We start from the raw sequence: 18,650 nt of genomic DNA on the forward strand, positions 1-18,650 counted from the left end.
TCCCGCCGGGTTCGTGGCAAGGGCGGCAAGGGGTGCCACACGAGAGGTAAACCTGTCTGTTCAGATCGGCCGATTGTGCCGGACGGGCAAAGCCAGCTCAAGGCCGCGCGGCCCCGCCAATTTTGCCTCCGCTCCGTTCCACTCTGCTGCAACAAAATCGGTTCCTCCGCGCGCCGGCTCCGCCGGTCGTGTTCCACGAGCCTTGACCTGGCTTTCCCCGCCCTGCGCGCCCGCCGTCATCTCTCACACACGTCAAGGAGACGACGATGACGATAGCAATCGAAGACCATATCGAAGAACTTCGCCTTGAAGCTGCAAACGCACCCACGATCGAGGAGTGCCGGCAGATCCAAGCCGAGCTCGAAATCGCCCGCGCGGAACTCATCGTCCTGATGGCCGAGATCGACGGCACGATAGACCCCGAGCCGCCCTTTTGAGGCGGCCATCAATAGCCATTGTCCTTCAGGTAGGTATCGATTGCCGCCTGCATGATTACCGTCATGTGCACTTCGTTTTCGTGAGCGGCACGCTGCAGCCGCATCTTCGCTTCCTGTTCGAGCGGCACGTTGACGTAGAAGCGGAGGCTGCGTTCCTTCGCCCGTTTGAGGTTCTTCAGTTTTCGTCGCGCATCCTGGCGCTCGCCGGCGCGTCTTGCGGAGTTCCGACGACGCTCATCGTCAGGCGAACGTTGAAGAAGTGGCTCATTCGTCTGCGCCGTGAAATCGTCCGATCCGGCCTGTGCAGGCTCGGCGGCCGAGTTCGTTCGAACGCCGGCCGTGGGAGCGTCCGCATGTGTGATCACGGTGCCTACAGGGTCAGCCGTTACGCGGCGAGGCGCGAGCGAGAACTGCGCGAATTCGATATTGCCCTTGGTCATGCTGCAACCCCGACATCACCATCGACGCGGCGAAGTTCAATCTCCTCGACAAGCGCCTTGACCTCAGATCTCGCCTTGCGGACAGGCTCCGACAGGTGCTGCATCTGCAGCGTGCCGAGCCCATTTTGAATCTCTCGGTAGACGTTTCGCTCGAACAGTTCGGTATTCAGTAACATCGTCCGATAGTTCGCATCTCGAAGCCCCGCCACGAATGGCCGGATGTATCGATAGGCTTCCAGGTTTCGGCCCGGCAGGGTGATGCGGGTGCGGACATTCATGTGAACGATGGACGTGCCGAACTGATCGTTGATTGCGTTGACTTCGGCGACTGTCTGACCAGCGGCTTCGATCTCCTTGATGCCTGGCTGCAGTGGCGAGATCACGACGTCCGATGACCGTATGATGGTTGCTTGTAGAACGCTGTCGACACCAGGCGCGTCGATTATGATCAGATCGAAATTGCTCCGCCACTTCCTCAGCACATCAACGATGGCGCGCTGAGTGGCTGCAGTGGTTACCTCGATATTGACCGGGATATTCTTCTTGACATGGCAAAGCTTCCACCAGCCTGCCAGGTTCTGGCGCGCGTCTGCGTCGACCATCAGCACGTGAAGGCCGCTCAAGGCGTATTCACCGCCAAGGAGCGTCGCCAGAGTGGTTTTGCCAGCGCCGCCTTTGTTGCTTACCACCGCATAGGTTCTCGTCATCCTTGCCTCTCAGTGGGCGACCATGCCGCCGCGCTCAATGAATATGGACCATAATAGTCTGTATTTTCGATGTGTCCAGTCTTTCGATTTCGGTTGGTGGCGTGTGGCAGATCGCCCGAGCGAAAGGTGTGTGCCGAGCTGGAGTGTCGCACTCCTGCACGTGACGGCAGATGGCCCGCACGATATGTAACGATGGCCAATCGGATTATAAATATGATACTTCGGAGCGGTGTGCTTCTATGGAGGTGGGCTAGCGGGAGGTCATGTGACGGATCGATAGGTGCGCCGCCTACGATGGTGGAGTGGATGCGAATTTTCCGAACTGGAGAGAGGATGGCTTGCGAATATGGACTGAAACGGTCTATCTTGTGGTTGGCAGGATACGCAATTTTGTAAGACAAATTTGCTGACGATCGACGGACAAGCCGTCGATGGCGCCTGCGGCGAGTTTCACAGAAGGCGGTGACGCACATGGCAGATTTATCATGGAAGGGCATGGGTGTTCGTCGAGAGGCAAGATCGTGCGTCGTCAATGCCCGGTTCTCGCCAAGTGAGATTGCGGCCGTCAGCAAGGCTGCCAAGGCCGCCGGGGTCACGGTCTCTGCTTTCATCCGGTCGCTGTCGATGGAAGGCGCCGGGGTCGAGCCGTTCCTCAATGAAGGCGACCGGATCGTGTTCGACCGCTTGCGTGAAGAAATCCGGCGCGTCGGTGTGAACCTCAATGGTCTGTTGCGCTCTGTCCACCGGGGCATCATTCGGGAGCCAGAAATCGCTGAAGATCTCAAAGAGCTCCGTCCAGTCGTCGCGGCGCTGATGATCGAACTTGGCAAGCTAGGAACGCTTGGCGCCAGCAGGCATAGCGGTATCGGCTGATGGAATTCTTTCTGGGCGCATTCACGCAGGATTGGGAACGACGGCGTGCTGCGATCCTCCACGAGCGATCGATGGGTGCAGGTCGCCGGGACGATGAAGAGGAATGGCGTAAACGGGGAGGTGGGGCCTCAGCGGACGCGGGTAGTCTCCCCGGAAGGATGCATCCACGTGGCAAGGCCGTCAAAACTGGGATCGGTTATGGCCGGAAGCGGGCGGAGCGCTCGATGGCGAAACGCTTCCATGCGCTCGCGCGCGGGAGCCAGCCCGCCGTCGTAAAGATGGCCTCCTTTGGGGGCGGGTCCCGGCTGGGGGCTCTGGCAAGTTATGTGTCCCGTGACGGCGAGGTCGCTCTGGAAAACGAGATCGGACAGCAACTGCGCGGCCGTGGTGAGGTACTGGCGCTGAAGGAAAGCTGGGCTCATGTGATGAGCGGCCGAGCGGAGAGCCGCGATATCGGAGTGTTTCGTGTTGACATCGCGTCCGGAATGATCGTCGACACGCCGAAAGCCCGACAAATCCTGGCCGCGGCCTTCGGCGATCGGCCGTTCGTTTTCACCTTGACCGACGCCAAGGATGAGCAGAGCCAGATCAATGGTGTCGTGGTCTTGCGCGACAGCAAAGGCGAGCGCCTGACAGCGGACTCGAAGGCGGCAAAGATCATTCAGGCGCGGATCGATGCTGCCTTGCAGGCGAGTGGCGGGGAAGTCGGACTGCACTTCGTCGGACATGGGAATGGCGTGCGGTATGGGACAAGCCGTGTTCGTCACCTTGTGGAAACGGCGTCGGGGTTAGTGCAGGACGAGCTCGGACGTAGGATCGGCGATGCCAAGCAGGCAGGCGATCTGGTACAGCTGGAATGGCGCGAGAAGCTGCACAGCCGCAGGCCAAGAGACGTGATGCACCTCGTAATGTCGGCCAGGGCCGGGACAGATTCCGAGAAATTCCATGAGGCTGCGAGACAGTTTCTGGCAGCCGAATTTGCCGGCCATCGTTACGTGTTCGCTCTTCATGATCCCACCGATGATCCAAAGGACCGCAGTGCCGGGGGCAAGCGACCGCACGTCCATCTGCACGCGATCGTCGCGATGCGCTCCGACGCGGGCGCCCGCGTTGAAACGAACATCGCGTCGTTTCGGCGCTGGCGCGAGGGCCTGGCTAAATCTGCGCGCGAAAACGGTATTGCGATGGAAATGACGGACAGGCGCGAACTCTCCGCGGCGCCGGCATTCACGCGAAAACAGGTTCGACCGACAGACCGGAGCGCGCGCACGCAGTTCGAAGGAACGAGCGAGTTTGCTCAGCGGCGCTATGAAAGAAAGAGCCATGAAGCGCGCTCGATCGCCAGCACGGAATCCGCCAAGGACTATACCGAAATTGCTCGGATTGAGTGGGAGAACCTTAGACGCGACACGCGGTCTGATGCCGTTGGAAACTTCGCGAAAGCGCGCGCTAAGCAAATGGAAACAGCGATCTATGACCGCGGCCTCACATTTTCAGGGTGGCCGGATAGGGTGAATATGGGCTCGCATTTCCGGACTGAAATGGTTACCCTTCGAAGTCTCATGGAGATCGATGATATGAGCGCTATGACACGATTGGAGTTCGAAGCCTACGAGAAGCGCGTCGAAACAGCGCTGGTCGCGGCTCAAAAGACAGCGTCGATAGGCGAACAAGATAGTCTTGCCGACATAACTGCCGCGGTCAGGGCCCATATCGATGTTCGACGTGAATTGATGGAGCGGGCGGAAATACCGCGCGAGCGCGCGCAAGATCAACGAAGCGGTCGCGCCGACGTCGCAGACGATGCGAGAGAACAGTGGGGCGCCGCAGTTGCGCGCCATGGTCCGGAAACCGTCAAAATTGCCAACGAGGCTATGCTGAAGGTCGAGGAGTACCGCGAGGCTATCCAGCGGCTAGAGGCCGATGACGTCCAGGCGGATAAGCGCTCGCTCCAAGCAGGACTACAACGAGAACTGGCCCGGACAGCGGAGTTGGGAGTGGCTGGCAACACCATGATCAAGGCGATCGGCGAGTTCGATGCCGAGCTTCAACGGGCGTTGGTCGTCGCTGAGCGGGCACGAGATCAATCGCGTGCAACGTCGACCAAGAGTGAAAGTCAGATCGACCGGAGCGATGGCTCTGGTGACCCTGGTCAAACTGACCGACAGGGCAGAGGGCTGGATGCCTCACAGAAAGGCCAGCGCGGTGACGCACTTCCAAGCGGATCGAAAGCGCAGAACGCCACGAGGGATTGGCAGGTGCGCGAGAACAGTGCCGATGCTATAAGGCGGGATCGCGACGACATAGAGCGATAGGGTAGCGATGCGGGATGATGCGCGCGCATTCATTCCCGAGTTAATACAGAGGCGAGCGGAGGATTGGAGCCCTTAGCGTCCTCGGTGTTTGGCTGTCTCATAACGCCAGCGCCAGTCGATCATGGGGCCGGTTATTGCCTTTGCTTCAACGTATCAAGCGCCCGGGTCATCTGATGGCACCTTTGGGCTTGGCTAGGTCGAATGCGTTTGGAAGACTTACGGGTGTGGGGTGCGCTTTCAGCGCATTTGCAGGCCGGCCAAGAGCTACTATTGCAGTTAGCGTTCCGGGCAGTTGATAGAAGATGGGCTAAACCGCAGGAGGGATTGGATGGATCGACAGGAATTTCTTGCCGCGGCTGCGGCCTGCGATATCCACACATCCTATTACACACTATGCGACAGCCATCCGGTTCGTTCCTCTCTTCCTAGTATTTCTACATCGGGCAAAGACTTGCTTGCAGCGATCTCAGGTGAGATTTCCGTCGAAAAATTGCGCGGGCCTGGATCGGTCTACAGGCTCCTGTCTCTGCCCGAAGGGGTGGAGCTCAACGTCATCATCCAACAGCGGACGACTGTGGAGACGCATTTCAGTGTCTCGTCTGGCGAGACGATGGAGACAGGGACCTTTGCCATTTTGAGCAGGGAGATAGTCGAGAGCCGCGGTGAGCCGACCCGCTCCCCAGCCTATCCGCGTCCAACGTTTCATTCGGTCGAGGAATTGATCGCAATTCTTGGCAGTTTCGAACGGCTGATGCGAAAGATCGCAGCAGTGGCGTAGACGGTGCCGAGAACCAGACTGGTTCTGCCGGTGGCGGCTTGGAAATGGTCCAAACAACACTCACAACGTCGCGCTTGAACAAGACCAACCCCACCTCAGCCTATAGGCATAAGGCATGGCTCCTAGGCCGTCACTTTCAACGTAGGTAGTAATTCAGCGAGGACCTGCCAGTGCCCTGCTGAACATATTGCTTCATGCAGGCTTGATGCAGCCTCTTGGATCATTCCAGACCAAGTTCACCGGGATCGGGTATCGTCTTTGCAAGAATGTCCTGGACGCTAAGCCGATGCTGACTTGAGGCTGCTGCCGAGGTCAAAGTCGCCGTGACTTTCGATTTGAGATGTCTTGCACTGTCCACCAGTCGCGCCTCAGTCGCGCCCGCATCGTTTTCAAGTGTAGGCCGGATTGCTGTCTCCAAGAAAGTTTTACGGATTGCCTTCGCCACCGCTTCAGGCATGCCGTCCAACTCTACAGTGGCAAGACTGGTCATGGCCTTCATCGCGTCCATCTCGATCGACTTTTCGCTTGCCGCGTAGCTCGGTAATGTCGCAGGCACTGCCTGCAGCATGCCAAGTTCGACCTCGGGAATGTCCACCGAAATTCCGGCTGATGTAACGGCGGCACCCTTAAACGGCTGCATCGCGTGGTACCGGACCTTCCCGCTGATTATCGGCCGTTGGCCTTCGACCAGCAATATTGCTCTGTCCTGCGACATCTGCCGCACTTCCTGCGGCATCATCAGGTCGCGCTCGCGGATTTGTTCGACCCTGGTTCGGCGTGGAATGCCCAGTATTTCAAGCGTCCTGGATTCCGAGTGATATCGGACCGTCCGCTTGCCAAGTGCGCGCGAGGTGTAGTCGGCTGTCGCCTGATCGTTGGCGCCGAGGATCAGCTGAAGACCGCAATTGCCAAGCAGGGAATGGCGAGCTGTTTCGCCGTAGATCTCATCAAGATTTTTCAGATCCTGAATGATGAAGGCCATCTTGATGTTGTAGCCTGCGACGTAAGGAAGCTTGTTGAGAATTTCGTCCATCTTCTTCAGCTGCCGAAACTCATCGAGCAGGAAGTAGACCTGCAGGGCGTTGGGATCGTGCTGACGTGTCAGGAGATCCATGACCTGCTGCACGAACAGGGTCAGCAGCGGCCTCAGGATCGTCATGTCAGTGATATTCGGTGCCAGATAGATTGTGACTGGTCGGCGCTGCATCGATGCAACATCCATGTCGGTGACGGCAGTTGCCGCGACAATCCGCTCGTTGCGAAATGGCGCAAGCGCCTTTTGGATGTCGAGAAGGGCCGAGCGGGCGGCGCGTTCGTTCAGCGAGATATAGGCATTGAAGCTGTCGACCGTAAAACGGGAGAGATCACTTTCGGTCTCCTTCACCAATTTCATCATTGCCTGGAGGTCCATACCCGCATTGAAGAAGGCATTGACCTCTCCAAGGGTGCGTCGGTTACGGTAATGCCGGCTCTCAAGCACATAACTGATGACACCGCCAATGACCTGCTGTGCCGTTCCCTGCCAGACCGAATTGTCTGAACCGAGTGTCTCCGGGATCAAAATTGCAGCCATGTTCTGGATGTCGATCGTTCTGCTGCCGCGATCCGACCGAACGAAATCAAGGGGGTTCCATCGATGCGTGTTGGCGGCACCTGGCGAGAACCGAAAAACCAGGTGCCCCTGCGATTTTCGATGGCCCGCGGTCAGGTCGAAGATTTCTCCCTTCAAGTCGGTGACGATCATTGATCCGGGAAAGGTCAAAGCATTGGGAATGACGTAGCCGACGCCCTTGCCGGACCTGGTCGGCCCGATCACGAGATGATGGCGGTCGTCCTTCCGACGCAGGATCCTTCGACCGATCCTGCCGAAGACATGCCCGTCTTTCCGAAACCAACCGCCGCGTCTCATTAAGGCTGTGTCCTGAAAAGCCGCGTCGCCGAGTGGGCTCTGCGGCCGGCGAAGCGCGAAAGCCGCGGTCGCGGCCGCTGCGGTCAGTGCCGGCACCAACGACGCCAGCGCCACGAGTTGAAGTGACCGGTTCGATGGGTAGGCCGCAAATTGCAGGATCGGCGCCAGTAGGTTGACGGTAGTCATCATCGTCAGGATGCGTCCATCGTTCCAGACGAATTGCAGGATAAGGCTGTAGGCGAGCATCCACACCGCGACCGCGAAAAGGCTGCATAACAGAAGATAGACGACAAACATGCTTCTGTTCATTGTGCGCGTCGAGCGTAGAGGATTTCCGAGACGCCACGTCGCCCCCCGTCACGGCGGAGCTGAATGACGATCGGGATGACCATGCGGATATAGGACATGAGATCATGCTTCGAGTATCCGGAGGTCATGCCGCCTTGCATCATCATCATGGCAAGCTGCTCATAGGCACCCATGGGTGTATCTGCGTGCACTGTAGACATGCTGCCGGGATGGCCGGTATTGATTGCTCTGAGGAAGGAGAAGGCCTCCGTGCCACGGACCTCGCCGACGAAAAGCCGATCCGGCCGCATGCGTAGCGATGCTTCCAACAGCGATTGGATTGAGACTTGCGCCGTGCCCTGATCGCCGCGAGAGGCCACAAGATGGACGCTGTTGCGATGTGGCGGGAACAGTTCGCGCGTGTCTTCCAAAGTGACGATTCGCTCATGCGGGTCTATGCTTTTCAGGCAGGCATTGAGAAATGTGGTCTTGCCAGTGGAGGTGCCGCCGCTGATCAGTATCGAAATCCGCTCCCTGACGGCCGTTTCGATGAAGTCGTGGATTCGATTGGCCCTCAGCAATTCGGCGAGCGTCGCCTCGACATCGCTCAATCCATCGATCGCGACGTCCACGCGATCAAAGGCACCGCTATCCCTGTACTGTGCCAGCGTGTAATCGCTAATCACCTGTTTGCGGATCGAGAGCGAACCTCCATCCGGGGCCGCCGGAGGCAACACAATCTGAATCCGCTCACCGGAGGGCAAGGCGGTGCTTAAGAGAGGATTGATGCGGCTGATGAACTGGTTGCTGGCGGACGCGACGCGCTCGCCGATATGCTCGATCTCGGACGCGGTTATTGCCGGAATCTCGTACAGTTCCATGCGATCGGAACCCAACCGCTCGACGAACACCTCCCCTGGCCGATTGACCGAGATTTCGACGACCGTGGGGTCATCGAGAAAGGCCGCCAGTGGCGATAGGGCGCGCCGCAAGAAATAGTGCGGGTCCTTGCCGCTTATTCTATCGTCGGTCACGATCCTGATCGAGGCCTCGCTCATGCCTGATCTCCTTGAGAGCTTCCTCGACAGGGTCCTGATACATGGCGGAGAAGTCGAGGTCCTGGCGGACATAGACGAAAATGCGCTCACCCTGGTGCACAGTGATCGTCGGCGGAATCCTCAGATTTTCCGAAAGGACCTGATTGGCCATGTCGGAAAAGGTCTGGGCGATGGTCTGTCGGGCCAGATCGGCGGCGCGGTCGGAGTTCGAGCCTCCCTCGTTGGCGTCGTCGCTCCCGGCGCTGCTGTATCGGTCACTGCCATAGCCTGTCAGGTAGGACGATCCTGCGCCGACGATCGAAAGCAGGACGGCCGACCCGAAGCGTTCCCGCCATTTGTTGTCGACAAGGCCAGTCAGGCCGGAGCGGCCCAGACCGTCGGTGCCGATGCTGTTCAGCCGGACCGTGACGCCGTCGTCGCGCAGCAGCCGGGTCCAGATGACGAAGATGCGTTTCTGACCCCGCGTCACGTCCGATTGATACTCGCCGATCAGACGCGTTCCGGTCGGGATCAGGATCCTGCGGCCATCGAAGGAGTAGACGTCCTGCGAGGTGACTGCGCGGATCTGGCCGGGAAGGTCGCTGTTGATCGCGGTTTCGATGATACCCGGTATCAACGTGCCTTCAGGGACCATCGCGTCGATCCGTTCGATCTTGCGGGCGACAGCGGATCGATCCCCCATGGAGGCTGCTGCTGCCAGATATCTGCTGTTGCGGTCCTCGCCCGCGACGGAGGGTCCGCCATCCGCGGCGTTTGCGTCCCCGGACCCGTTTGGCTCCCCACCAGTGGCCGAATCGACAACGACCTGCCGCGAGCGATAGCGTTCGGGAAACACGTCCGGCGCGGGCTCATCGGGTTCTTCAGGGGATGCGACCATGGGTGGCGGCGGTACGTCGAACTCGGTCGTATCCGATGTCTCGGGCTCTGTTTCCGGCGGGGGCTCCGGGATCTGTATGATTTCGCTGGGCGGTGTCGCCGCGGGGCTTGGCTCTTCGCGAAGGAAGGACGGTGGTCTAAACGTCGTAGTCGAGAACTCCTCCTCGGTCTGCAGTACGTCCGTCGGCTCCTGATCCTGGGCGAAGGCGACAATGTAGGCGAGTGCGGCGCCACCCAAAAGAAGCGTCGCCAGCCCGGCAAGCTGTTTGGGGCGGGCCCGCGTGTCGCGAACCTTCACTTCGTCTGCCGCCAGTATGGCTTGCAGTTGCGGGGACCGCTGCATCAGTTGCCGCTCCTTCTCCGTCTGGTCGCATCGGTAGCAGGGGCCGGCCCCATGACGTCGGGATCCGGCTGGCCGAAGTCCGGCTTTCGAATGTTGAAGATGCAGGTCCATTGATCCCCGTCACGTAGCGTGAACTGGGTAGCCGTCCCGTCGACGACGATATACTCGCCTTCACGCCGGAAATTTCGTAGCGTTTCGCTGAAGTCGGCGTTGACGGTAAAGATCGCCGGCACGATTGGTCCGAATTTGAAAAAGGTTTTGCGGCCATCGTCGAACACCATCTGGGGTTTCAGACCCGTGTCGCCCGAAAACGAGTAATCGAGGTTGACGTTCGTCTTGTCGATACCGGAAATATTCGGATAGCCGGCGCGAGCCTCTGCCTCTTTGCGCAGCGAGGCGTTCAGGTCCCGATCCGGGTAGACGAAACGGATGCCGAACACCTGTCTAGCGTCTTGCGGCGCGAAATCGTTGAGCTCGAGGTAGTAGATCCGCCTGGTGGTGACGATGTTCAGATTGGTGGAGACGTTCCTCGCCTTTGGCTTGACGAAAAGGATGTTGCCTTTCTCGGTCGGTACCACGTCCCAGCTTTCGGAATCGCCAACTGCGATTGTCTCAAACGTCTCCTCTTCATCGAAGATGATCATGGTCGAGATGCCGTAGGTGGCAGCCACGCGAACGACGTTGTTCGGCTGATAGACGATGCTCGTTACACGGGCGTCGAGGCGTCCGGCGTTCGGCGTCGCCGCTGCCAGTCCGTCGCAGACGGATGCAAACCAGACGGCGAACGCCAGGACGACCGGGACGATGGTGATCTGACGGCGGGTCACGGATTGCCTCCCGTTACGGTTTCCTGATCGCGGCGATAGTCATAGACCTGAAACCCCAGCGGATTTTCGAAGCGCCATTCGTTGGTGGTCGGCGTGTCGGTGTAGCGAAATCGGACGACAGCGATCCAGTGCCGGGTCACGGTATCGGTTTCGGAAGCTTTGGCAGTCGAGAACCGGACGATCCCGGTCGAGCTGTTTGGAAAGGTGACGGAGGCTATCTCGGTCGTCACCCGCGTGGTGCGGCCATAGACCTTTGCGGGATTGCGCGTGTTCGCCGAGCTGAAAAGCTCCTGCAGTTCACGCGCGGCGCTCCCGGTCGACAAAAGCGCTGCAATCGCGAAATTGTCCGATATCGCGAAGGGATCATACCCTTCGCGCGCACGAATATAGCGAACGATATTGGCCTGGGTGATCGCCTGGTTCTCGGTCAGGTTCGAAGGTCTGGTGAGGCCGCTCTTGACCTCGAGATAGCCGGTGTTCTTGTCGACGACGACGATATAGGGCTCGAAACTCTTGAGGGGAACGAGCATGACAAGGGTGAGCAAGGCGAGCAGGGTGACCCCGCCAAAAATCGTTGTGACGAACCAGGCAAGTGCTCGCGATCGTTTCGACTGCTTGACGATTTCGCGTTCCCATAGGTCGCCGCTTTGGTAATAGCTGCGCAAATCCAGGTCTTTGGTCTCGGCCATGGGGCTTGTGTCTCTCTTAATTGGTTCCGTCAGGTCGGCTCACCCTGTCTCGAAATCTTGTCTTGCATCGCAGAGCGGGTGCCACGCGCCGCGTCCCCGTACGCTTGAAACCTGTTGCGTGGCGCCCCGCCCGCACGTCTGGCAGCCTGTCCGGCTTTCAGTCCGCCACGTGCTAGGGCGCCAGGTAGCTCGATGCCGAAGCGGCGAGCCATGCCTTGCGCGGCATTGCCCAGGCCGCTCGCGACGCCGCCGGCGATCCCCTGTCCGATCGACTGGATGTAGATCAGGACGAAGCCGCCAGCGACGCACAAAAGGAGGAAGCCGGCGATATCGGCCATGGTCAGCGTCCGGCTACCGCTCGCCGCGTCGATCTTGGAAAGCTCGGGATCCATGGCCGCGATAAGGAACGCGGCGATGACGTAGATGAAAAGCGGAATCAGGGCATAGGTAAGGACCTGATTGAACCAGCCGATACCATAGCCACGGGTGCGCTCGAACAGCATGCAGGCTATGAAGATTGGTGCCGTGCCGATGAGCACCCAAAGCATGACCTTGGCAAGGATCAGCACCGCCAGTGCAATGGCGATGAACGCACCGGCCCCGATCATGATCAGGACACCGATCATGCTGGGCAGGATCGAGAAATAGCCCGACTGCTCGGCGAAGGCGGACGCGGCCTGGTTGGCGGTTTCCCAGATCTGCGACATGCCGTTCGTCGGCTCCGTGATGCCGGTCCCGGAGGCAGCCAGGATAGCCCGCCCGACGTCCTCGGGTGTATCGTTGATCCACCGGTAAAAGAGATCGTTGAAATTCGCCCAGGAACTGACCAGTGCGAGGATCAGCATCATGCGAACGGTCCGGCCGATAATCTCGCCGACGCCGAGCCGTGATGTTCCCATGGTGAGCTGCAATCCATACCATGCGGCATAGACGATGAACATGATCCTGAGCAGCGGCATCAGCTCGTTGCCGACGACAGTATAGGCCTGTTCGGAAAAGCTCGAGCCGGAGCTGTCTATGCGCTGCAGTAGATCGCCGAGAAAGTTATCCATGCCGGGCCTATGGCGCCAGTCCGATAGCGGCAAAAGCCGCGGCCGGATCGTTGACCGCCCTCATCGCCACGCATTCGGTTCTGGGATCAGCAGCAAAGGATGAGAGGTTGGCCGGCCGTTTGCACGGTGCCGTCTTTTCCTTCACCGTCCCACAGGCGGAAAGCAGCGCGCCGCCAAGGGCAAGCATGCCGAGCGTCATCGGTCTGCGCATCTCAATTCCCATAGGCGAGCGTCTTCTTGGTGTTCGAAATATCGGTGAGGCGGCGCTGGTTTTCTGCCTGCAACGACGTCACCGCGCCATTCATGACGCCGATCATTTCGTTGAGCGTAAGGCCCGACTGGACCTGGAGCTGGGTGTTCTGGTCGATCGACCCCTTGATGTCCTCGGCCGTCCCGATCTGGCGACCGGCCTGTTCAAACGCGCCCTTGCGGGTCTCAATTGCGCGCTGGGAGCCATTGATCATGGCCGAGACACCGAGCACGGTATTGACCAGCTGCTCGTATGATTTGTCGTTTGCAAGCGTGCTGTTTTCCCGGCCTGACAAGGATTTGACCAGTTGCAAGCCGTTGATGAAGACGGAAGCTGCCTGCGCGACATCGCCGTTCATCGCCCCGAAATCCGGAACGCCTTGCTTGAGGATGCTGTCGAACGAGGGCATGGAGGAAACGCTGAACCCGTTGCCGACCGCTATGTCCTTTAAGGGCTCGGCCGTGCTTGCTCGGTCGCCCGTCACGGCCTTTAGAGTGTCCTCGACCGTAGTCAGGATGCTCCTGTTGGTGTCGAGGATCTTGTCGGTCGTGTCGGCCGTCTGCTTGGCAACCGCATAATTGCTCCTATCGATGACGGGGACATCGGCCAGAGCGGGGGAGGCAAGGAGCAGCCCTGCGGCGAATGCGAGTTCAGTTCCCTTCAAGTTCATCTTCCTGTTCCTTTTCAGTTGGCTTCAAACATGAGCCGGACGTCGGCTTCCTCTTCACGCCGCTCGATGCAGATCTGGCGCTCTTCGTCCCAGACGAGATTGCGGCGAGGCTCGCATAGTCTTGGTGGATCGCGCGGCGGTCTGCTGCGTATCGGCGACTGGGTTGTCTGCGACGAAGAAGAGAGGTTTGCCGAGGCAACGGCGCTGCGGGAATTGAGGAGATCCGCCATGACCGTTGTCAGCTTGATGACGTTGTTGGCCATTTCCAGATTGGCGTTACGGGCGGTCGAATTGTGGTCCCAGCTGTCCTGGATCGTGCCCGTGTGCATCTGTGCAAGCTGCTGATACCAGCTTGTGACATTGCCGAGGCTGTCGCCAGCGGCTTTCGTCGTGGCCATCGCCTTGAGAGTTGAGGACCGCATGGCGGTATAGGCCGTCTCGCCACCTCCGTAGTTGAGCGGTATGCCGGACTTGCCGGAGCCGCCAAAGGCCGGCAGCCAATCTCGCGTGATGGCGGCGACATAGCCCTGGGTTTCCTTGAACGGCGGAATGCCGCCGTATTTGGAGACTGCACCGGGTCCCGCATTATAGGCGGCAAGGGCAAGATTGACGTCGCCGCCGAAATTGCACAACTGGCGCCGATAATAGCGGGCGCCGCCGCGTAGGTTGTCCTCGATATTGTTTTCGTCGACACCGAGATCGGAGGCGGTGCCCGGCATGAGCTGGGCAAGTCCGGTGGCGCCGGCACTCGACTTTGCGCAAGGGTTGAAGCGGCTTTCCTGGTAGACAAGGGCGAGAAACTGGCTTTCGTCGACGCCTTCCTCCCGGGCAATCCGCCGCACAAGGCCGGATATCTCGGGATTTGCCGTGGCCGCGCCGACCGGATCATTGCGCCGGCCGCCCCGATAGAGCGAGCAGCTGACGGACGTGTCGATAGCGTAGCGATCGTTATCGGTCTCTTCGATCTTGCCGGCCGTCTCTTCGCGCAGCGTGCGCGGATGGAGATTGGTACCGTCGGCCACTGGAACGTCTGCAAGCGCGATGCCGGCTCCCAGAAGAACGGCTCCCAGGGAAACGGCACTGAGGGATAGCGGCAGGGCGGATCGCAGCAGTGCGCTCATCGGGCCGCCTCCCATCCGCAGAACTGCACCAGCCAGCCGGCCGGATCATCACCGTGTTGCTCGCGCAAACGCGCGCATTCCTCGATCGTTTCCTTGCGCCCTGCCAGAACCTTGATGAGGTCCGGCATGCCGCCAAGATCGAGCCGGGCGATGACACTGTCATTCCCGTGCTTGATCAGAAACGCGCGCTTTTCCGGCGCAGTGTTGCGAATGAAGTTGAACTCCTTGACCGTCAGCCCGAACCGCTGGATGTAGCTCTCCTCATCCGCCCGGGGATTGGGAAAGTGGATGTTGGTCGCCGACTGCTCTATCAGCGTGTGGGACGCTGGCGACCTTGCGATATCGGCTGCCGATTGGGTGCCGAACCCGATGATCCCGTTCAGCTTGCGAATGGTCTTCATTTTGTCGACGATGAAGTCGCTGAAGGTCGCGTCACGCAGAAGCCGCCAACCTTCGTCCATGAAGATCATCACGGGAGTTCCGTCGAAGAGTTCGTCGAGCCGATGGTAGATGTACATGAGCGCCGGGGTGCGAACCTCGTCGTTGTCGAGGATGCTGGTCATGTCAAAACCGAAGATACTGCGGTTGGAAAAGGAAAGATCATCGTTCGGGGCGTTGAACAGCCAGGCCTTTTCGCCCTCGATCCACGGCCTGAGCCTGGCATTCAGGTCGTTGGGGCCGGCGCGGGATCGGCCCGTCAAAAGCCCGGAGAGGTTGACGAGCGTGCGCTCTGCTGCCGGTTCCTGCATCAGGCGTACGATCGCCCGCTCCAGCGTATCTTCGTCTTCCTGATCGAAGGTCGAGGAAGGATCGCGACGCAACATGGCCTTCAGCAGCCGGAGGAGGAATTCCCGGTTCTCGCCCGTATTGTCGATTTGCAGAGGATTGAAACCAGCCGGTGTTCCGGGCGAGAGGATTTCGTAGGATCCGCCCATGGCGCGAATGAAGATTTCTGCGCCGCGGTCCTTGTCGAAGAATATCGCCTGAGGCGCAGGCTTGACCCTGAAGGCCTGGGCAAGAAGGAAGCTCATGGCGACCGTCTTGCCGGAGCCTGTTGGCCCGGTCACGAGGAAGTGGCCGATGTCGCGCCGATGGAAGTTGAACCAGTAAGGCGTCTGGCTGGTCGTCTGCAGGATTGTGATCGGACTTCCCCAATGGGCACCATCCTGCTGCCCGGATGCAAAATTGTGCATCGACGAAAGCCCGGAGAAGTTAGCGCTCGAGAGCATGGCCTTACGCGCGATATAGGCATGGTTGCCAGGAAGCTGTGCCCAGAACGCCGCCTCGAGGTTCAAGTCTTCGCGCAGCCAATTGATATTCATGTCGGTCAGGCAGGCGCCAAGATCCGAGACAGCCTTGTTGACGCCATCGAGATCGCGCGAGAGGCACAGGAGCGTCAAATGGTGAAAGCCGAATACCGCTTCCTGATTGAGGAGGCTGTTCAATGCGAAATCGATATCGTTCTCGACATCGCTTCCGGCTTCGTCGGAGGCGCCGATCTGTCGTCTCAGCCGACTGATACGCTCTTGTGCGATAGGCTTGTCCGCGAGCGTGAAGGATTGCGTGAGAATGAACTCGTGGTTCACCTGCAGCAAGCCGTCCAGCATGCCGGGCCCGGTGAAAGGCGGATATTCCTTGATCGACAGCATGGCGCCAAATCGGTCTTCCTGGCTGACCGGGCCCTGCGCCTGCATGGTGCGGCGTGAAAAGTGCAGCCGTGAGGTACCAAGGTAGGACGCAAGACCCATCCGAGGCAGTCGCATCCGACGCTGGACACCGCATGTCAGGATCGAATTGAGGAAGGCGCACGGCTCGGAATAGGGCTCTTTATCGCGCGACACGATGGTCAGGACGCGCGCTCCATATCGGTTGAGGTCGCGCGTCATCGTGCCGGTTAGCTCTTCCATCTCGTCGATCGCGCTTTTCATCTGATCCGCCTTGACCTGCGCGCCGGCGGTGGTGTCGACGAAGCGACGCGCGTGATCTCCGATCGCAAGCGCCCCGCGCATGCCCGATCTCAGGATCGTCAGATAGATTTCGTTCGTGAACATGCGCTTGCTGCCGAGCGAGGCCATGTAGCGGGCGTCAAGTTCGGCGCAGAACGGATTGTCGAATTCGCCGGCAAGGCCAGCGTCGACCTGCCGACGCACAACGGTCGACCATAGCGAGAAGCGGCTTGAGCCGAGCGCGCGGATCAGCGTGTTCTGAACCAAGGAGCGCATGTTGATCTCGGCTTGATCCTCCGTCTGGAAGAACAGGCCATCGAGCTTGACCACGCTCATCAGCGCACCGTCTTCAAGCCTGACAATGCTATCGGATACGTGACGGAGATAGGGGATGTGACGGGCCATCGGCCGCTCTCGGTGGCGTGCAATGCCGAAGCCGAGTTCATCCCGGATTACATTCAACATGGTCATGGTCCGTAGGAGTTAGCGCCCCAGAACGTCTTGTTCGGTGTTCTGGGCGTTTGCCGGGTGGTCACCTGCAGGACGTCGAGAATCCGGACGTCCCAACTGCACAATGTGAACAGGAGCGTGTAGGCGGCCGGCGCGGTCAGGAGAGACAGTAGGCTGGCGGTGACCAACCAGGCGATGATGGTGAGGCCGACCACTATGACGCCGGCCATATAGGGAACGCCCCACAGCGTCGGTGGTCTGGTCAGGCCGATGACCAGTGGCGTGAGAAGCGGTTTGTCGTCTTCGAGCCTGGCCATCGCTCAGTTCCCGACGACCGAGATCATCTGGTCGACAATGGCGGGCGCGCCGAAGACCAGGCCGATGCCAAGTACGACGCCGCCGGCGAAGAACCAGCTCAGGCGGCCCGCGAAGGCCAAAAATCCCATGCTGATGACGGCGATGATGGCGCATAGTCGCCCGAACGGTCCCGTGATGAAATCGACGATGGCCTGCACGGCGGTCTCGATTGGCGCGAATGCCTGGTTTGTCGCTTGCGCCCATGCAACGTCTGCCCCGATCGTCTGGCAAAGGCCGAGGAGGCAGACCACTATTGTCACATGCGCGAGCGGGCGCGCCTTCGTGCCGGTGTTCGGTTGTGGAGATTGAACGTCCATTCTAGCTTCCCTTTCGCTCAAAAGTTCAGGACGCCACCGATGAAGGTGACGGGGCTTGAGTCCAAGACGCTGCTGGCCGCGGGAGGAGCGTCCTCGGCACGGTCTCGGATTGTTGCCCATCTCGTCCGCTGGAGAGATCGACATGCATCTGCCTGTTGAGGACAGCGGCGACGTAGCGCACCGTTTCGGGATAGGGCGGAACTCCATCATGATCGTAGATGGCCTGTTCCCCCGCATTGTAGCCGGCGATTGCAAGGAGAGGATTTTTGAAGCGCGCAAGCAGGATCCGCAGATAGCGGATCCCGGCCTCGATGTTTGACGCGGGATCGCACGGGTCCGACACGCCGAACCGCGTCGCGGTTGCCGGCATCAGCTGCATTGGCCCACGGGCACCTTTTGGGCTGTTGCGAACACGATCGTACCGGCTCTCGGTCCAGACGACCGCGCGCGCGAGATCCGCATTGACCCCGTGTCGCATGGCAGCATTTTCGACGAGGTGGACGATTTCCTCCGGCGTATTGGGAGAGGCGCCGCAACGTGTCAGCCGCGGTCTGCTGGGGTCGTTATGGCGGACTGTATTGGTCCGTCCAGATTCATCGCTGTGCGTGCCACCCGATGACGACACGAAGGAGAGGTTCAGGGCAGCGGATAGACCGGAGCGACCTCTATCGGCCGCCGTGTCAACTGCACTGCTCGTCCTCGTCACAACGCCGTTAGAACCGAGCGTGAAAAGGCTCGAGGCTCCAGGTAATTGCAGCCCGTTCGTCGGGACTGTGCCCGCAGGAGTGAATGAAGCTGAGGAAAAGTGGGAGTTGTCGAATGCAGTCGGCTCGGCTGCAAGGCCTTGGCCGGTCCCGACGCCGATCAGAAATGACGCTGCCACCAGACGATATATCGTATACATCAGGCGCTCCATTTGGTGTTCGATGACTGCAGGCTCGATCAAA

At 59.7% G+C, this 18,650-nt stretch carries 19 protein-coding genes; 4 read left to right on the plus strand and 15 right to left on the minus strand.

What is annotated here, in order from left to right; genetic code table 11:
- The first annotated feature begins 266 nt into the window (after positions 1–266).
- The gene (locus AC0JZ4_RS22465) at positions 267–437 is read left to right on the plus strand and encodes a hypothetical protein (protein WP_471888689.1); all 171 of its coding nucleotides are present in this window, start codon (positions 267–269) and stop codon (positions 435–437) included.
- An 8-nt stretch (positions 438–445) separates the two neighbouring features.
- Here the strand turns inward: AC0JZ4_RS22465 and AC0JZ4_RS22470 are convergent, their stop codons facing one another.
- The gene (locus tag AC0JZ4_RS22470; protein ID WP_471888690.1) at positions 446–877 is read right to left on the minus strand and encodes a hypothetical protein; all 432 of its coding nucleotides are present in this window, start codon (positions 875–877) and stop codon (positions 446–448) included.
- Positions 874–1,584: a ParA family protein gene (locus tag AC0JZ4_RS22475; RefSeq protein ID WP_471888691.1), complete on the minus strand. Its 711-nt coding sequence runs from the start codon at positions 1,582–1,584 to the stop codon at positions 874–876. The genes AC0JZ4_RS22470 and AC0JZ4_RS22475 overlap by 4 nt, the downstream gene beginning before the upstream one ends.
- Positions 1,585–2,055: 471 nt before the next feature.
- Here AC0JZ4_RS22475 and AC0JZ4_RS22480 point away from each other — a divergent pair, with 471 nt between their 5' ends.
- From AC0JZ4_RS22480 to AC0JZ4_RS22490, 3 genes are all read left to right on the plus strand, one after another.
- Positions 2,056–2,457, plus strand: a complete 402-nt coding sequence (locus AC0JZ4_RS22480) for a plasmid mobilization protein (RefSeq protein WP_471888692.1) — start codon at positions 2,056–2,058, stop codon at positions 2,455–2,457.
- Between the two features lie 224 nt (positions 2,458–2,681).
- Positions 2,682–4,772 carry a relaxase/mobilization nuclease domain-containing protein gene (locus AC0JZ4_RS22485; RefSeq protein ID WP_471888693.1) on the plus strand — a complete coding sequence of 697 codons (2,091 nt, stop codon included), beginning with the start codon at positions 2,682–2,684 and terminating at the stop codon, positions 4,770–4,772.
- A gap of 328 nt (positions 4,773–5,100) precedes the next feature.
- Positions 5,101–5,550: a hypothetical protein gene (locus tag AC0JZ4_RS22490; protein ID WP_471888694.1), complete on the plus strand. Its 450-nt coding sequence runs from the start codon at positions 5,101–5,103 to the stop codon at positions 5,548–5,550.
- 220 nt (positions 5,551–5,770) lie between these two features.
- Here AC0JZ4_RS22490 and AC0JZ4_RS22495 read toward each other — a convergent pair whose 3' ends face one another.
- From AC0JZ4_RS22495 to AC0JZ4_RS22555, 13 genes are read right to left on the minus strand one after another with little or no spacing between them, the layout of a single operon-like run.
- Positions 5,771–7,768, minus strand: coding sequence for a type IV secretory system conjugative DNA transfer family protein (locus AC0JZ4_RS22495; protein WP_471888695.1), 1,998 nt, complete (start codon positions 7,766–7,768; stop codon positions 5,771–5,773).
- Positions 7,765–8,805, minus strand: coding sequence for a P-type DNA transfer ATPase VirB11 (gene virB11 / locus AC0JZ4_RS22500; RefSeq protein WP_471888696.1), 1,041 nt, complete (start codon positions 8,803–8,805; stop codon positions 7,765–7,767). The genes AC0JZ4_RS22495 and virB11 overlap by 4 nt, the downstream gene beginning before the upstream one ends.
- Entirely contained in the window at positions 8,768–10,024 is a 1,257-nt protein-coding gene (gene virB10 / locus AC0JZ4_RS22505) for a type IV secretion system protein VirB10 (RefSeq protein WP_471888697.1), read from the minus strand. The genes virB11 and virB10 overlap by 38 nt, the downstream gene beginning before the upstream one ends.
- The gene (locus AC0JZ4_RS22510; protein ID WP_471889068.1) at positions 10,024–10,815 is read right to left on the minus strand and encodes a TrbG/VirB9 family P-type conjugative transfer protein; all 792 of its coding nucleotides are present in this window, start codon (positions 10,813–10,815) and stop codon (positions 10,024–10,026) included. Before AC0JZ4_RS22510 ends, virB10 begins: the two co-directional genes overlap by 1 nt.
- A 32-nt stretch (positions 10,816–10,847) precedes the next feature.
- Entirely contained in the window at positions 10,848–11,540 is a 693-nt protein-coding gene (locus tag AC0JZ4_RS22515) for a VirB8 family type IV secretion system protein (RefSeq protein ID WP_471888698.1), read from the minus strand.
- 29 nt (positions 11,541–11,569) lie between these two features.
- On the minus strand, positions 11,570–12,592 hold the full coding sequence (locus AC0JZ4_RS22520) for a TrbL/VirB6 family protein (RefSeq protein WP_471888699.1): 1,023 nt from the start codon (positions 12,590–12,592) through the stop codon (positions 11,570–11,572).
- 7 nt (positions 12,593–12,599) lie between these two features.
- The gene (locus AC0JZ4_RS22525) at positions 12,600–12,803 is read right to left on the minus strand and encodes a hypothetical protein (protein WP_471888700.1); all 204 of its coding nucleotides are present in this window, start codon (positions 12,801–12,803) and stop codon (positions 12,600–12,602) included.
- 1 nt (position 12,804) lies between these two features.
- The gene (locus AC0JZ4_RS22530; RefSeq protein WP_471888701.1) at positions 12,805–13,512 is read right to left on the minus strand and encodes a type IV secretion system protein; all 708 of its coding nucleotides are present in this window, start codon (positions 13,510–13,512) and stop codon (positions 12,805–12,807) included.
- 14 nt (positions 13,513–13,526) lie between these two features.
- Positions 13,527–14,633, minus strand: coding sequence for a lytic transglycosylase domain-containing protein (locus AC0JZ4_RS22535; protein WP_471888702.1), 1,107 nt, complete (start codon positions 14,631–14,633; stop codon positions 13,527–13,529).
- Positions 14,630–17,044 carry a VirB4 family type IV secretion/conjugal transfer ATPase gene (locus AC0JZ4_RS22540; protein ID WP_471888703.1) on the minus strand — a complete coding sequence of 805 codons (2,415 nt, stop codon included), beginning with the start codon at positions 17,042–17,044 and terminating at the stop codon, positions 14,630–14,632. Before AC0JZ4_RS22540 ends, AC0JZ4_RS22535 begins: the two co-directional genes overlap by 4 nt.
- 2 nt (positions 17,045–17,046) lie before the next feature.
- Positions 17,047–17,346, minus strand: a complete 300-nt coding sequence (locus AC0JZ4_RS22545; RefSeq protein WP_471888704.1) for a VirB3 family type IV secretion system protein — start codon at positions 17,344–17,346, stop codon at positions 17,047–17,049.
- 3 nt (positions 17,347–17,349) lie between these two features.
- Positions 17,350–17,703, minus strand: coding sequence for a TrbC/VirB2 family type IV secretion system protein (locus AC0JZ4_RS22550; RefSeq protein WP_471888705.1), 354 nt, complete (start codon positions 17,701–17,703; stop codon positions 17,350–17,352).
- 25 nt (positions 17,704–17,728) lie between these two features.
- On the minus strand, positions 17,729–18,607 hold the full coding sequence (locus AC0JZ4_RS22555; protein WP_471888706.1) for a lytic transglycosylase domain-containing protein: 879 nt from the start codon (positions 18,605–18,607) through the stop codon (positions 17,729–17,731).
- Positions 18,608–18,650 lie beyond the last annotated feature (43 nt).

Source organism: [Rhizobium] kunmingense, from assembly GCF_977018605.1.

Excerpts from the sequence above, each read along its gene's own strand:
- virB11 (WP_471888696.1), bottom strand. The coding sequence starts at position 8,805 with ATGAGCGAGGCCTCGATCAGGATCGTGACCGACGATAGAATAAGCGGC.
- virB10 (WP_471888697.1), bottom strand. The coding sequence starts at position 10,024 with ATGCAGCGGTCCCCGCAACTGCAAGCCATACTGGCGGCAGACGAAGTG.
- AC0JZ4_RS22520 (WP_471888699.1), bottom strand. The coding sequence starts at position 12,592 with ATGGATAACTTTCTCGGCGATCTACTGCAGCGCATAGACAGCTCCGGC.
- AC0JZ4_RS22490 (WP_471888694.1), top strand. The coding sequence starts at position 5,101 with ATGGATCGACAGGAATTTCTTGCCGCGGCTGCGGCCTGCGATATCCAC.
- AC0JZ4_RS22480 (WP_471888692.1), top strand. The coding sequence starts at position 2,056 with ATGGCAGATTTATCATGGAAGGGCATGGGTGTTCGTCGAGAGGCAAGA.
- AC0JZ4_RS22485 (WP_471888693.1), top strand. The coding sequence starts at position 2,682 with ATGGCGAAACGCTTCCATGCGCTCGCGCGCGGGAGCCAGCCCGCCGTC.
- AC0JZ4_RS22545 (WP_471888704.1), bottom strand. The coding sequence starts at position 17,346 with ATGGCCAGGCTCGAAGACGACAAACCGCTTCTCACGCCACTGGTCATC.
- AC0JZ4_RS22495 (WP_471888695.1), bottom strand. The coding sequence starts at position 7,768 with ATGAACAGAAGCATGTTTGTCGTCTATCTTCTGTTATGCAGCCTTTTC.
- AC0JZ4_RS22535 (WP_471888702.1), bottom strand. The coding sequence starts at position 14,633 with ATGAGCGCACTGCTGCGATCCGCCCTGCCGCTATCCCTCAGTGCCGTT.
- AC0JZ4_RS22525 (WP_471888700.1), bottom strand. The coding sequence starts at position 12,803 with ATGCGCAGACCGATGACGCTCGGCATGCTTGCCCTTGGCGGCGCGCTG.
- AC0JZ4_RS22555 (WP_471888706.1), bottom strand. The coding sequence starts at position 18,607 with ATGTATACGATATATCGTCTGGTGGCAGCGTCATTTCTGATCGGCGTC.
- AC0JZ4_RS22515 (WP_471888698.1), bottom strand. The coding sequence starts at position 11,540 with ATGGCCGAGACCAAAGACCTGGATTTGCGCAGCTATTACCAAAGCGGC.
- AC0JZ4_RS22470 (WP_471888690.1), bottom strand. The coding sequence starts at position 877 with ATGACCAAGGGCAATATCGAATTCGCGCAGTTCTCGCTCGCGCCTCGC.
- AC0JZ4_RS22550 (WP_471888705.1), bottom strand. The coding sequence starts at position 17,703 with ATGGACGTTCAATCTCCACAACCGAACACCGGCACGAAGGCGCGCCCG.
- AC0JZ4_RS22530 (WP_471888701.1), bottom strand. The coding sequence starts at position 13,512 with ATGAACTTGAAGGGAACTGAACTCGCATTCGCCGCAGGGCTGCTCCTT.
- AC0JZ4_RS22465 (WP_471888689.1), top strand. The coding sequence starts at position 267 with ATGACGATAGCAATCGAAGACCATATCGAAGAACTTCGCCTTGAAGCT.
- AC0JZ4_RS22540 (WP_471888703.1), bottom strand. The coding sequence starts at position 17,044 with ATGTTGAATGTAATCCGGGATGAACTCGGCTTCGGCATTGCACGCCAC.
- AC0JZ4_RS22475 (WP_471888691.1), bottom strand. The coding sequence starts at position 1,584 with ATGACGAGAACCTATGCGGTGGTAAGCAACAAAGGCGGCGCTGGCAAA.